This window comes from Acetobacter estunensis (assembly GCF_011516945.1).
Classification (GTDB): domain Bacteria; phylum Pseudomonadota; class Alphaproteobacteria; order Acetobacterales; family Acetobacteraceae; genus Acetobacter; species Acetobacter estunensis.
Genome location: NZ_WOTH01000001.1, coordinates 58,237 through 72,153, shown reverse-complemented (window position 1 = coordinate 72,153; position 13,917 = coordinate 58,237). Strand labels below are relative to the sequence as shown.

13 protein-coding genes are annotated in these 13,917 nt (G+C 62.0%); 7 read left to right on the top strand and 6 right to left on the bottom strand.

Annotated elements, in window-relative coordinates:
- Positions 1-96 precede the first annotated feature (96 nt).
- From GOB87_RS00300 to GOB87_RS00270, 7 genes are all read left to right on the top strand, one after another.
- Positions 97-1,380: a multidrug effflux MFS transporter gene (locus tag GOB87_RS00300; RefSeq protein WP_166312552.1), complete on the top strand. Its 1,284-nt coding sequence runs from the start codon at positions 97-99 to the stop codon at positions 1,378-1,380.
- Positions 1,381-1,452: 72 nt separating this feature from the next.
- Positions 1,453-3,690, top strand: coding sequence for an ATP-binding protein (locus GOB87_RS00295; protein WP_166312551.1), 2,238 nt, complete (start codon positions 1,453-1,455; stop codon positions 3,688-3,690).
- Positions 3,691-3,864: 174 nt separating this feature from the next.
- Positions 3,865-4,392, top strand: a complete 528-nt coding sequence (locus GOB87_RS00290) for an adenine phosphoribosyltransferase (RefSeq protein ID WP_166312550.1) — start codon at positions 3,865-3,867, stop codon at positions 4,390-4,392.
- Positions 4,393-4,620: 228 nt separating this feature from the next.
- Complete coding sequence (locus GOB87_RS00285) at positions 4,621-6,771, top strand: FUSC family protein (RefSeq protein WP_194303148.1); 2,151 nt, start codon at positions 4,621-4,623, stop codon at positions 6,769-6,771.
- A gap of 445 nt (positions 6,772-7,216) precedes the next feature.
- The gene (locus GOB87_RS00280; protein ID WP_166312548.1) at positions 7,217-7,942 is read left to right on the top strand and encodes an IclR family transcriptional regulator; all 726 of its coding nucleotides are present in this window, start codon (positions 7,217-7,219) and stop codon (positions 7,940-7,942) included.
- Between the two features lie 94 nt (positions 7,943-8,036).
- On the top strand, positions 8,037-8,438 hold the full coding sequence (locus GOB87_RS00275; protein WP_166312547.1) for a GlcG/HbpS family heme-binding protein: 402 nt from the start codon (positions 8,037-8,039) through the stop codon (positions 8,436-8,438).
- A gap of 22 nt (positions 8,439-8,460) precedes the next feature.
- Positions 8,461-9,708 carry an MFS transporter gene (locus GOB87_RS00270; protein WP_166312546.1) on the top strand — a complete coding sequence of 416 codons (1,248 nt, stop codon included), beginning with the start codon at positions 8,461-8,463 and terminating at the stop codon, positions 9,706-9,708.
- Between the two features lie 39 nt (positions 9,709-9,747).
- Here the strand turns inward: GOB87_RS00270 and GOB87_RS00265 are convergent, their stop codons facing one another.
- From GOB87_RS00265 to GOB87_RS00240, 6 genes are all read right to left on the bottom strand, one after another.
- Positions 9,748-10,260, bottom strand: coding sequence for a hypothetical protein (locus GOB87_RS00265; RefSeq protein WP_166312545.1), 513 nt, complete (start codon positions 10,258-10,260; stop codon positions 9,748-9,750).
- A gap of 110 nt (positions 10,261-10,370) precedes the next feature.
- Complete coding sequence (gene leuB / locus GOB87_RS00260; protein WP_166312544.1) at positions 10,371-11,480, bottom strand: 3-isopropylmalate dehydrogenase; 1,110 nt, start codon at positions 11,478-11,480, stop codon at positions 10,371-10,373.
- 76 nt (positions 11,481-11,556) lie between these two features.
- Positions 11,557-12,063 (bottom strand): flavin reductase family protein, encoded by a 507-nt coding sequence (locus GOB87_RS00255; protein WP_166312543.1) that lies wholly within the window; start codon positions 12,061-12,063, stop codon positions 11,557-11,559.
- Positions 12,060-12,596 (bottom strand): NADPH-dependent FMN reductase, encoded by a 537-nt coding sequence (locus GOB87_RS00250; protein WP_166312542.1) that lies wholly within the window; start codon positions 12,594-12,596, stop codon positions 12,060-12,062. The genes GOB87_RS00255 and GOB87_RS00250 overlap by 4 nt, the downstream gene beginning before the upstream one ends.
- A 43-nt stretch (positions 12,597-12,639) precedes the next feature.
- Positions 12,640-13,425, bottom strand: coding sequence for a hydroxyethylthiazole kinase (locus tag GOB87_RS00245; RefSeq protein ID WP_166312541.1), 786 nt, complete (start codon positions 13,423-13,425; stop codon positions 12,640-12,642).
- 71 nt (positions 13,426-13,496) lie between these two features.
- Positions 13,497-13,880 (bottom strand): RidA family protein, encoded by a 384-nt coding sequence (locus GOB87_RS00240; RefSeq protein WP_166312540.1) that lies wholly within the window; start codon positions 13,878-13,880, stop codon positions 13,497-13,499.
- Positions 13,881-13,917 lie beyond the last annotated feature (37 nt).

The window sequence follows — 13,917 nt, the reverse complement described above, 5'->3', positions numbered from 1 at the left end:
TCGCCCGCCTACCTTCACCCAGCGGACCCGTGATCAAAACGGTCATATTTACACCGTAGGGTCTGCGCCATCCTGTGCCCACATCGCGGAGTCGGCATGCCTGCCAACGGCCAGCCCAAGCTTTTCCACACCTTCCGGCCCCCCAATCCCACGGGCGCGCTGCCATGGTGGCTGCCCATCCTTCTGGGCTTCCTGACCGCTGCCGGTCCCATCGCGACCGACATTTATCTGCCGGCTTTCCCGATCATGGTGAAAGATCTCCACACCGATCTTGCGGGCGTGCAGCAGACCCTCTCCATCTGGTTCATAGGGCTGGCCATCGGTCAGCTCACGGTTGGACCAATGGCGGACCGCTTCGGTCGGCGGGCACCGCTTATCATCGGCAACCTGATCTTCGCCTTCGGCTCCGCCGTCTGCGCCGCCGCTCCCGACATCTACACGTTCTTCGGCGGTCGCTTCGTCGCTTCCCTCGGAGCCTCGGCCAGTCTGGTCATCCCCACGGCCTGCGTGCGCGACCTCGTGCCGGATGTGCGGGCGGGCGCACGCATGATGTCGCGGCTCGTCATGGTCATGGGCGTGGTGCCCATCCTTGCCCCCATGCTCGGAGGCGTCGCGGTGACGTTCGTCTCGTGGCGCGTCATTTTCTGGGCTTCAACGGGCTATGGCGTGCTCTGCACCCTGCTCGTAATCCGCCTCCTGCCTGAAACCCTCGCGCCCGACCTGCGCTCGCGACTCTCTCCCATTTCGCTGGTGACGCGCTATGTCGGGCTGCTCAAGGACCGGGGATTTCTCTCTCACGCTCTGATCGTGGGCTTCTCCACCTTCATGTCGTTCAGCTACCTGACCGCCGCGTCACCCGTTTTCATCAATGGATTCGGTTTTACGCCCCTGCATTTCTCGATGCTGTTCGGCCTGTTCGCCATCTTCATGATTGGCGCGTCCCAGCTCAACGGCATGCTCGTGAATCATTTCAGCCCTGAGCGACTGCTCGCCGCAGCGGTCATGCTGGCCGCAGGCGGATCGCTGGCGCTGCTGGGCGTCTCGCTGTGGGTTTCGGGGCATATGCCGCTTCCACCCGGCATTTCACTGGAAGCCGTCGTCACCATCGGCACCATGATCGTGGCCCTCGGCGCTACAGGCATCATCTACCCCAATGCCATGATGGGAGCCTTGGCCGATCACGCAAAGGTGGCTGGCGCGGCCTCCGCGCTCGCGGGCACCATGCAGTATGTCTTCGGCGCCCTGACGGGCGGCCTCATCGGAATCCTCTCCGCACAGGTGTTTCCGCGGGAGGGCAGTCCCATGCCAATGACGATCGGCATGTTGCTCGGTGCCCTGATGATGGTCGCAACCCTGCCCCTGCGTCCACGCGGGAAGTAAATCTGCGGGGTTGACGGATGCCGCCCAGTTGCGGCGACTATCACGTCTGTCAAACAACGGACGAAACACGCGATGGCACGTCATCCGGCCAAACGGGCCCATGTGCTCGCCCTCCTCGGCGCCGCACTGCTCATCGTCACCTTCGGAACGCTGGCGATGCAGCTGGGCAACGAGATGGCGCGACATGGTCAGCTCGATCGCCAGAGTGCCGGAGCCGATGCCTATATGCGCGATCTGGAACGAGAGGTGGGCACCGCGCGCATCTGTCATTTCGCATGGCTGGCCCGGCATGAGGACAGCGACGCCACCTGTTTCGTCCATGCCATCGGCGCCATCGCCACCGCCCGCGAAGCCTTCCCGTCCGTCGTGGCCCTGCAGGAACGCCTCAGTCACACCCATCCACCCAGCCTCGACCAGATGGGTCACGCGCTGGACCGCATTGCCGACTGGCAGGCCACGCCCCATGACGCCCTGATCCACACCGAAACCGACACTACGCTTGCGGAACTCGATGACGCGCTGACAACCCTGAGCAGCGTGGACACCGCCAAACGCGAAGGGCGGCTGGCCGACATGCTGCGCAATACGAGCTGGCAGAAACGGCTCGACGCGCTGGGCATCGTCATCGGCGTGCTCATCATGATCACCGCCGGCTGGGTGCTCGACCGCACCTCCCTCGCCGCAGCCCGCGCAGAGGCTCGCAGCCGCAACCTCGCCCTTCAGCTTCGCGCGGTGCTCGACAGCCTGACCATGGGCGTCGCGGTGTTCAGCACGGAAGGCCGCCTGCGCCACTGGAACGACCGTTTCGGTGCGACACTCGGGCTGGAAGACGGCTTTCTCCATCAGGAAATGTCCTACGAAAAACTCAGCGATGCCCTTGTGGTGGATGGCCGTCCGCTGCTCGAGCCCTTCACCCATGTCGAACGTGCGCTCCAACGCGGCGAATGCGCCCTGCCCGTCATGGTGGAATGTCGCGGGATCAACGGCGCCGATCTCGAACTCTGCCGCACCCTGTTCTTCGCCCCTGACGATGTGCCCGACGCCGAAGACCGCCGCGGCTTCGTGCTCACCGCCAACGACATCACGCTCCGTCTGCGCAGCGAGCGGGCGCTGGGAGAAGCGCAAAAGCTCCGCGCCGTGGGGCAACTCACCGCCGGGATCGCGCACGATTTCAAAAATCTGCTGACCATCATCCTCGGCAATCTCGAACTCGCGTCCGAAGCCGACAGCGCGCAGGACATGGCCCGTCGCCAGACCTGCCTCGAAGCCGCAGCCCACGCCGCACGCCGCTCCGAAACCCTGACCGGCCAGCTCCTGTCCTTCACCCGCCGCGAGAAACCCGCGCCCGACACGGTGCGACTGGCCGACATCTTCGCATTGACCAGCAATCTGCTCGCCCGCGTAATCGGCCCGCGTATCGCTGTAAACTGCGACAAGGCCGAGACCATCTGGCCAGTGCAGGTCAATCCGGCGCAACTCGAAAGCGCGCTGCTCAACCTCGCCATCAACGCCCGTGACGCCATGCCAAAGGGCGGCACCGTCAGCATCCGCGCCGCGAATGTCAGCTTCTCCACCGGCATGAACCTGCTGGCCCTCCCAGTGGACTCCGACCGCGCCCTACGTGTCGCCTCTGACAGCACGCCCCTGCCTGCGGGCGCATGGGTTCGCATCGACGTCAGCGATACAGGGTGCGGCATGGGGCCGGAGGTGCTTCAGCAGCTTTTCGAGCCTTTCTTCACCACCAAGGACGAAGGCGCCGGCACCGGTCTGGGCATGGCGATGGTGGTGAATTTCTGTCGTCAGAGCGGAGGGCGCGTGGTCGTGGCTTCAGCGCCCGACGAAGGAACCCAGATCACATTGTGGCTGCCCCGCGCCGTCGAGCAGAGACCATCACCTGTAAGGGAACCGGAAAGCGCACCCGCAGCGGCCACGTTCCGCGCTCTGGTCGTGGAAGACGACCCCGCCATCCGCGATATCGTGGCCACGATCCTCGGTCTGGGCGGATACCGCGTGACGGAAGCCGCCGATGGCGAAGCCGCTTTCGATCTCGTGGAAGATGCGGGCAACAGCTACGATCTTCTCGTGACCGACATCCAGCTTCCCGGCCTGCTGGACGGTTTCCGTCTGGCCACCCTGCTGCGCGAACGGCTGCCGATGATTGGCGTCGTCTGCATGTCCGGCGATTTCACGGCAGATGGCCCCCGCCCGGCAAACGCACCGCCCGCAGTCCAGCTTCTGCCCAAGCCATTCCGTCGTGACGGGCTGCTCAAGGCCGTCAGTGCCGCCATGGAAGAACGCATCTCCGCCTGACCTCACGCGCCCGGTCTCACATGAGAGTGAGCGAGAGTCTTGCCCCCCATCGACACGGGGGGTAGTGTCCGCGCCGCCAGCACAGCCCCGGCACTTGTGTGAACCGGTTCGCTCCCGCCACGATGAACATCCGGCAGCGGCCCGCCCTCTCAACCCCGCTTCCGGCACGGCTTCATGAACGACGACATCGATCTCAAGCAATATATCGACAACATCCCCGACTTCCCCAAGCCGGGCATCCTTTTCTATGACATCTCGAGCCTGATGCGGAACGCGGATGCGTGGCAGCTCGCCACCTCCCGCATGGCCCACGCCGTCATGCCGTGGCAGCCGGACCAGTTGGCCGCCATCGAGTCCCGAGGCTTCCTGACTGCGGCTCCCCTCGCCACACGGCTGGGCTGCGGCATCATCATGCTGCGCAAACCGGGCAAGCTGCCGGGCGAGACAGTGTCCCTGTCCTATGATCTGGAATACGGCTCCGACAGCCTGCACATTCAGGCAGAAGCCATCAAGCCCGGTCAGCGCGTGGTGGTCACGGACGACCTTCTTGCCACCGGTGGCACGCTGGCCGCCTCCATCGCCCTGCTGCGCAAGGCCGGCGCCAATGTCGTGGGCGCCTCCGTCATGATCGAACTGGCAGGACTGCGCGGTCGCGACAAGATCGACGTACCGCTTCACGCCCTTCTCACATACAAAGACTGAATCCACTCACCCGTTGGCGGCATTCCAGCCTCCGCCAACGGGGAATTGAGTTATTCATCCCGTCGATACATGCTTGAAACGCGGCTGGTGTAAGGCAAAGGCCATGACAGTCGGGTTTCGGAAGCATTACGGGGTACAGGCATGAGCGGCGGGGCCATTCCCGAAAAACACCCTCTGCTGGTCGCCCTTGAAAGCCTTCTCGCCCGCACCGGCCTGTCCGCTCCGCTCATGTCCGGGTGGATGGGGCGTCTGCGCTGGCTGATCGCCCCCGATATCTTCAATTTCGGTTACGCGCTGCGGACCACTCTCGCCGCCCTCATCGCGCTGGGAATCGCGCTATGGTGGGAACTCGGCAGCCCGCAATGGGCACCGCTTACGGTGTGGATGATCGCGCAGGGCTCACGCGGCAAATCGCTGGCCAAGGCCCGATGGCATATGTTCGGAATGGTGGTGGGCACATTCGTGGCCATCGCGCTGGTGGCCGCCACACCCCAGCAACCGCTCATGTTCATCCTGCTGCTCTCAGCGGCAATCGGCATCCTGTGCTTCATCGGCACACTACTGCCCGGCCCGGCCGCGATGACCAACTATCGTATGCACGGCATGCGCGCGAGCGGCTTCACCCTCACCATCATCGCGCTCGACGGGTCCGCCGATCCACACCACATTTTCATGATCGCCGCCTCACGTGCGACCTACATCACACTCGGCATCACCTGCGAAACCGTCATCTCCTCGCTGTTCCAGTTCAAACTGACGGAACGCGCGCGCGACCGCCTGACGGAGAACTTCATCGCGGCCATGGACCGCGTGTGCCACACCCTGGCCGCTCTGCTGCAAGGCAAGCCGGACGCGCTCAACACCTCTCCCGAAATGATGGCGGCCATGGCGGCCATGGGCGATCAGATCGAGTTCGCGGAAGTGGAAATGGGCCGTCACGGCCACGAAGGCGACCACGCCCGTGCCGCGTTGGCCGGCGTGGTCAATCTCTTTTCCTGCGGCCTCAACCTCTCGGCACTGATGCGCGATCCCGCTGCCCACGGGCAACGCTGGCAGAAAATTGCCGACCGCGGGAGCAACTTCCTCCTCTCCCTGCCCGACCGCCTGAAAAATCCGTCCGACTTTCCCAACGTCATGACCGATCTGGCCGAACTCCGCGCGGCGACCCGCGTGGACGCCGCCGACTGTCTGGCCCTTGAAATGGATATGGTCACGCATCCGCCAGTGGATACGGCGCTGGAGGAACGTGTCACCCGTGAAGGCCAGACCATTCATGTTCTGGGCGGCATGCTCGACGGGCTGGATGCGTCCCTTACCCAGTTCGAAGAAAGCCGCAATCCTCCCGCGCATGACCGCTTTCGCTACCGCATCCAGACATGGCGTGACTGGCACATCGCGACTGCGAACTGCCTGCGCGCCAGCGTGTCGATGTTCCTCGCGGGCGTCATATGGATCACCACCGCCTGGCCGGACGGGTTGGTGTTCATGATGTTCGTGGGCATCGTCTGCTCACTGTTCTCCACACTGGAAACGCCCGCCATGGCCAGCCGCGCCTTTTTCCACGGCGCGGTGTGCGTCTCGGCGGTCGCGCTCATCATCACCTTCTGGGCCGTGCCCGCCGTGACCGTCTACGAAATGCTCGCCATGGTGCTGGTGCCCCCGATGATGCTTGGCGGCCTTGCCTTCTCCAATCCCCGCATGATCCTTGGCGCGGTCGCCTACAACCTCTTCCTGACCATCCTTATCGGTCCGCTCAATCAGGGTCGCACGGACGAAATCCTGTTCTTCAACACTGCCATGCCACTGTGCCTCGCCATGGCATTCTGCACATGGATGTATCGCACATTCCTGCCGCTGGACCCGGATGGCGTGCGTTGGAACATGCGCGTCCAGATCCTCCAGATGCTGCGTGGGCTGGCGAAAAAACGCTACATCCTCATGCCGCGCGATGTGATTGGCGTGAGCGTGGAACGCATGGTCCGCCTGCTCAACACCGTGGCGGGCCGACGTGGGCCAGTGATTGACGCCTATCTGCGCGGTGTTCTGTCCGGCATGACCGTCGGTCTGGCCATCCTCAACCTACGTGGAATCCTCGTCCGGAATGAACTACCGCCCGCAGCCGCCCGCGACATTCAGGACATGCTCGGCCGCATGGCCCAGTTCACGGGACGCTATGGTGGGCATTATGGGCGCACGGAACGCGCCACCCTGATGGCCGTGAACGCCCTCACACATCTGGAACAGCATGAAACCAATCTGAGCCGTCGCGTGGAAATCCTGCGCGCACTGGCCAGCCTACAGGTCATCGCGGAAGAACTGGCGGAGAACCGGCTGTTTTTCGACGCCTCCAGCCCCTATCTGGATCCGGTATTCTCGTAAGAGGCTGTTGCGGACGTCAGCAGCAGGGAACTGGCGAGAGATTTTATGTCTGAAACGGCAGCCCAATGCGGGGACATCGGGACTGCCCATTGGAAGCCGACGGCCAATTTCTTGCCCATGGTCTTCCGTGACAACCACGGATTGATCGAATTTACCCCAACATATCCAGCGGCCGCCAAGATTCGACCGCACCTCCCTATGCTGTATCGCAGACCGGCAAGTGCCATCCCCCGATGTCCGAAATCACACCGACACTCATGATGTCGCCTGTCGATTGATGCACAGATAGGGAATGGTCACACTTTATGGAAAGAAACCATTCCTGCGGAAAATCGGCCTTCATAGTAGCAAGGGCCGTTTCGGCTGAAGCTTCACTCACACCCGAGCATATGTTCAACATTGTTGAACGACGAGAGGCATCACGCCTTATGGAATACGTCACCGAATGTCGAAACCACCCAAACTGATCCAGTCCATCGAGCGCTCGGCCGCCATACTGGAAATTATCGCACAGGAAGGCGGTGGCGCGCGGTTGCAACAGATCGCCACCGTCTCAGGACTTGGCAAGACAACCGCGCACAACATCCTCCAGACCCTGACCCAACTGGGCTATGTCCAGCGACGGCCGGGAGACGTGCGCTATCATCTCGGAGGACGCATCCTCAATCTGGCGCGCATTGTTGGAGACGATAGCGCGCTTCGCAGCCTTTTACGCCCCACGCTGGAAACCATGGCAAGGGAGAGTGGCGCCACGGCATGGCTCGCCGTCCCGAGCGGGGATGAAGCCACCTATCTCGATATCGTGGAACCCACTGGCGAAACACGTTCGCGCCCGCTCCGTCGCGAACCGCTCGAAGGCTCAGCCGTAGGCCTCGTCTTCCTCGCCTTCGTGCCGGGACTTGGCCGCCGCGTGCTCAGCACCCGCACGGGCGCGCTGCACACGGACATTCTGAACCAGATCGAAGCCGTGCGTATCCACGGCTATGCCCTCGATCTCGAATCCTATCGTCCCGGCCAGAATGGCGTCGCCGTCCCGTGGCGGGAGAATGGGGAAGTCCGCGCCAGCCTGTGCCTCACTGGTCCCACCGATCTCCTTCCCCGTCACCGTCTCGTCCGACTGGCGTGGGTCATGATGCGCCATCTGGAGCGTGTCCGCGTTCAACACTACTGAACAAAGTGAACTTGTACCGTTACGGCCTATTTTTACCGTATCCTTCTCCAACATCGTCGCTAATCTGCCGCTCCTTTCAACAAAGGTCGGGACCATGAAACTTTCCTCCGCCCTATCCATGCTGGACGCGGCTCTGGCCGAAGCGAAACGACTTGAGTTACAGGTCTGCGTCACCATTCTCGACGCCGCCGCATGGCCCATGGCCTTCGCCCGCATGGAGGGCGTGCCTCTCGGTGTGATCGATGTCAGCCGCAAAAAGGCGCGCACAGCGATCCTGTTCCACATGGACAGCGCCGATTTCGCAGTTCTCGGCCGACCCGATGGCGAGGCCTACACCCTTGAAAACACCAACGATGGCCTGACCAGCTTCGGCGGCGGCATCCTGCTCAGAAACACTGATGGCACGGTGTTGGGCAGCATCGGCGTATCCGGCGCCGCCACCCCGGATGACATCGCCATAGCGCGTGTTGCTGCACGCACCCTTGCCGATATTTGATCCCTTTTCCGAGATCTCCTCCATGTCCTCAGAAACTTTGCCGCCAGACGCTGCCCCCCCTGCGGCGGCGCCTCTCATCCCGCCCCCTCATGGCCGCACGGCTGCCATCGGGGTGCTGACATTCGGCGCCTTCGTCGTGGGTACCGGTGAATTCGCCATCATGGGAATGCTCCCGGAGTTTGCGGCATCGCTCGGTCTGAGCGATGCCGATGCAGGCTACGCCATCACGGCCTACGCGCTGGGCGTGGTGATCGGTGCGCCGCTCATCACCATTCTTGGCGCGCGCCTGTCGCGCAAGGAGTTGCTGCTCTCGATGCTGCTGTTGTTCGTCTTCGGCAATATCCTGAGCATCTGCATGCCCACGCCGGGCCTGATCGAAGTCGCGCGCTTCATTACCGGCCTGCCACATGGAGCGCTCTTCGGCATCTCGGCCCTTGTCGCCGCGACCATGGTGGAGCGGTCGCGCCGCGGCTGGGCCGTTGGTCGCGTGCTGTCAGGCATCGCCATCTCCACGCTCATCGGTGCGCCGTTTTCCACGTTCGCGGCCAACCATTTCGGCTGGCGCATCGCCTATCTGATTATCGGCCTCTTCGGACTGCTCACCTTCTTCGGAGTGTGGCGCTATATTCCGGCAGACCAGCCCAACCGCAGAAACTCGCCCCTGCACGAAGTGACCGCCATGGGCAACACGCAGGTGCTGCTCACCCTTCTCACCGCTGCCATCGGCTTTGGCGGAATGTTCGCAATCTACACTTATCTCACAAGCATTTTGCAGAACGTCACACATGTGCCCGAATGGGCCGTGATGCTCTACATGGTCATATGGGGATGCGGAATGCTGGCCGGAGCCAATGCCGGCGCATGGATCGTGGATCGCAAGCTCGATCTCGCGGCAATCCTCGCCCTTGGGGGAAGCGCCATCATCATGCTGACCTTCGCCTGCGTTCTGGAGCAGCCCATCGCGCTGGCGGTGACCGTCTTTCTGGTGCCCACTTTCGTCAATGGACTGGGACCAGCCTTGCAGACGCGCTTGATGGACTTTGCAGGAGAGGCCCAGACTCTCGCAGCCTCCCTCAACCACTCTGCCTTCAACATCGCCAATGCGCTGGGCGCTTCGCTCGGCAGCATGCTGCTCGCGCATCAGTTCGGTTACAGTGCATTGGGCATTGGTGGCGCCGTGTTGTCCTGCGGAGGGCTGGCCACCTATCTGCTCGCCCTCCTGCTTCTCAAACGCAGCGGCCAGAAGGAAATCCGTCAGCCCATCGTCTGAAGACATCTCTGCCTCCGCCACAAGGCGGGGGCAGTCTCTTTACAGGCGCTTGCGCATCTGCGCCCGAAGTTCATTGCAACGCTGGGTATAGTGAGTGGCCCGAAAAGCCGTGAAGAAGTTCATGCCGAACGCGGCCAGCAACGACAGAAAAGAACCTCCTGTCAGCGCCTCTCCCAGAATGGACATGCTCTCATCGTAATGCAGTCCGGAATACCATAGCAGGCTGATGCTCAGAACCGCGCCTGCCAGCCCGAAGACACCGGTGGTTTTCATCATGGAATCCTCCACCGTCTCGAACTCGGAGGTCTCGCGCCACAAATCGAAAAGCTGCCGGTCAATCACCCCGACCTCGCCCGCATGAGCGATCTTTTCCTCTTCCGTCACCTTGTGGGGATTCTTGCGATAGATATCGAGTTCCTGCCGCGCTTTGGTGAAAACGCGCCGACGCTCCTTAATGGCCGGAATGCTGATATCCACGAAGCTGAGAATCGCGACGTTCAAGCCAGCCGAAAGCTGGATGATCGCCTGAAAGTCCCCCCACGTGCTCGTCATTGCCTTGCCTCATGCGCTACTGCGGATGAGCGTGGTTCTACCGTCAGTGGGAGGACAGAAAGAAAGCAGCCCGGGCATGGCTGCCATTCGAGTGCCCGTGAAAAACGAGCTTATCCTGCCATCTTGTCCAATTCACGCACGATGGCCTCACCCATCACATCCGTGCCCACGCGCGCCTTACCCTCGCTCATGATGTCGGCCGTCCGCAGCCCGCTGGCCAGCACGTTGGAAACCGCTGTCTCGATCATGTCGGCCTCAGCCTGCAGGTCGAAAGAATAGCGCAGCAGCATCGCAAACGAGAGAATCTGTGCGATCGGATTGGCAATGCCCTTGCCTGCAATATCCGGCGCACTGCCATGAATCGGCTCATAAAGAGCCGGCATCTTTCCATTTGCACCGCGCGCACCCAGCGTGGCGGACGGCAGCATGCCGAGGCTGCCTGTCAGCATGGAGGCCAGATCCGAAAGGATGTCGCCAAACAGATTGCCCGTCACGATCACATCGAACTGGCGCGGGTTGCGCACCAACTGCATGGCGCAATTATCGGCCAGCATGTGTGAGAGCGTCACATCGGAATATTCACGTGCATGCAGATCGGTGATGACTTCCTTCCACAGAAGTCCGCTCTCCATGACATTGCACTTCTCAACGGAGTACACACTGTTCTTCCGCTTGCGCGCCAGTTCGAACGCCACACGTCCCACACGCTCGATTTCATGCGTGGTGTAGACTTCGGTGTTGATGCCACGCTTTTCACCATTCGGCAGCGTTTCGATGCCACGCGGATCACCGAAGTAGATGCCGCCCGTGCTCTCGCGCACGATCATGATGTCGAGGCCCTTCACAACCTCGGGCTTGAGCGTGGAGGCATCCACCAGCGCATCGAACACTTTGGCCGGACGCAAATTGGCGAACAAACCCAGTTCCTGCCGCAGCTTGAGGATGGCCAGTTCCGGCCGCTTGTCGAAGCCGACATGGTTCCATTTCGGATCGCCCACCGAGCCGAACAGGACAGCGTCCGCCTCCCGCGCCTTCTCGATCACCTCATCGCACAGCGGTACGCCATATTCCGCAAGCGACGCACCGCCTACCAGATCCTCCGAGACCTCAAACGTAATGCCACGCTTGCGCCCCAGCCACGCGGTGACGCGCGCCACTTCGCGCATGACCTCGGGTCCGATGCCGTCACCCGGAAGAATCAGCAGTTTTCTGGCGCTCATGACAATCTCCGGCCTTCTCTGGTTGGTCCGCCGTGCTTACCAGCCACAAGAGGGGGATTCAATCTGAGTGCCGACCTCATTCCTCCGCCACATACAGCCTGTGAAAATCGGAACGAAAGAAAAGCAGGGGCCGTTTTGCTGGATCGTGCGCCAGCTCCCTCACCTGCCCAACTGCGATCATGTGATCCCCACCGGGATATTCCGCCGCCTGAGAACAGGAAATATGCGCAATGGCCCCGTCAAGACGCGGCAGGCCGGCAGCATCGTCGTGAAACTTCACGCCAGCCCATTTGTCTCCACTCGAACGGGCGAACTGCAAGGCCAGCGCCTTCTGGTCGGCTGCGAGAACATTGATCACATACCCACCTGCCGAGCGTAGAGCGGCATAGCTTTTCGAATGCCTCCCCGCGAAGAAAGCCACAAGCGGTGGATTGAGCGAAAGCGAATGGAAGCTCTGACAGGTCATGCCCACAAGTTCACCGCCCGGGAGCCGAGACGTAACAATGGTGAGGCCCGAGACATAAGCTCCGACCACCTCGCGCAGATGGGTGGGATCTATGGCCGTCGCAACAAGACCGCTCATCCCTCCACCCCTTGCCGCGCCAAAGAGACGCCATGAGCGGCACCGAGCAGGACATAGCGGTTGACTTCGATGTAATCGGCAACAATCTCGGACTGACGTTCCAGTTCTGACGTCATCACATAGAGGCTTGATCCCGGCACGCTGGCACCGAGTTCCGCAAGCAGCGGCCGCAATGTGTAATCCGGCGCCAGACTGTGAGCAGCCGAACCTCCCGTAAAGACAGGAAGCACCACCCTGTTACGCAGGGAACCCGCGCCATATTGATCGAGAAAACTTTTCAGTAGCCCTGTGAAACTCGCCTTGTAAGTCGGTGTGGCGATGACGATAAAATCGCTCTCCGCCACCTCCCTGACGACGGCGGCCAGTTCTTCGTGCCCCCAACTGAAAAGACCCTGTGTGTGCTCGGCAAGCTCGATCGGAGCACTTGGCTCCTGCGCTCCGAGTAAAGACGCCAGTGCGCGTGCCACTTCCATGCCAAGAGCCGTCGTACGGCCTCCAGCGGAGGGATTGCCGCAGAGCATGGTGATCTTCATGCTTCAATTCTCCTATGCACCCGGTAACAACCGGATGGTCACATCACTCTTCCAAGGGATTCAGCAGCGAAAGCTGATCGAGAAAGGCCACCGCGAAACTGCCCGTGCCCACCGCTGGCTGCGCGCGTTCGGCGGCTTCGGCATAGACGGCATGGGCCGCCGCGACGGCCATCATCCGGTCCTGTGCGCCAGCCAGCATCGCCGCCATGAGGGCACCCAATGAACAGCCCGCTCCCGTCACCTGTGTCAGCCGCACATCGCCCCCACCCACCGCATACGTCACGCGGCCATCCGTGATGTAGTCCACAGGACCGCTGACAGCCGCGACTGTGCCGATGCTGGCCGCGACATTCTCCAGAAAAGGCACGGCCTGATCGGACGTCATCGTCGTTTCGACCCCCTGTCCTCCCCCCTGACCGCCAGCCAGAGCGATCAGTTCGGACGCATTGCCACGAATAGCAGTCGGCCTGAATTCCAGAAGACCTTTCACCACCGCGTCATAGGCTGGCGCCCCGGCTCCCACCGCAACAGGGTCCAGAACCCACGGCACTCCGGCCTCGTGTGCCGAACGGGCGGCCAGACGGATATCTTCCGGGCCACAACTCATCAGGCTGGCGGCATTGATCCACACCGCATGGGCGTGACGACCGAACACGGCTGGCCAGTCCATCGCCGTGCCGATGGCCGGTCCTGCCCCTACGGCCAGCAGAACATTCGCCGAAAGATTGGCCGCAACGTAATTGGTAAGCCCGTAGCAGAAGGGTTTAAGCGCCTTGAGACGCGCCAGTTCGTGGCGGATCTCAGGATCTTTCCAGGTCAGTTCCTTCATGCGTATCTCCAGCGGTGGCGATGCTCAGGTATCTGTGAGATCAAGCAACCATAAAAAAATGCCCATCCGGTTCAGGCATCTTTCATGGCTGTAACTTCCAGCTCGACTTTCATGGCCGGATCGATAAGACCCGCAACCAGCACCATCGTGCAGGCCGGACGGATTGCGGAAAAGGCCACGCCATGCGCGCGGATGAGCGCCTGCCAGTCCTGCGGGTCCGTCAGATAAACGCGGCTACGGACCACATCGGCAAGGCTCGCTCCCGCTTGCCCCAGAACTCTTGCGACTTTCTCCACGGCACGAGCGAACTGGACCGTGGCGTCACCATGCGCGGCCCCTTCCTGTGCCAGTCCCGAACAGCCTGACACGAACACATGCCCGCTCTGGCTAACCGCGCGGGCGTATCCCATGAGTTCCTCATAGGAACTGCCAGTCGAGACAGTCTGACGGCTCATTTCACCCTCCTGCTGCTCCATCAAAGGCGTGATGATA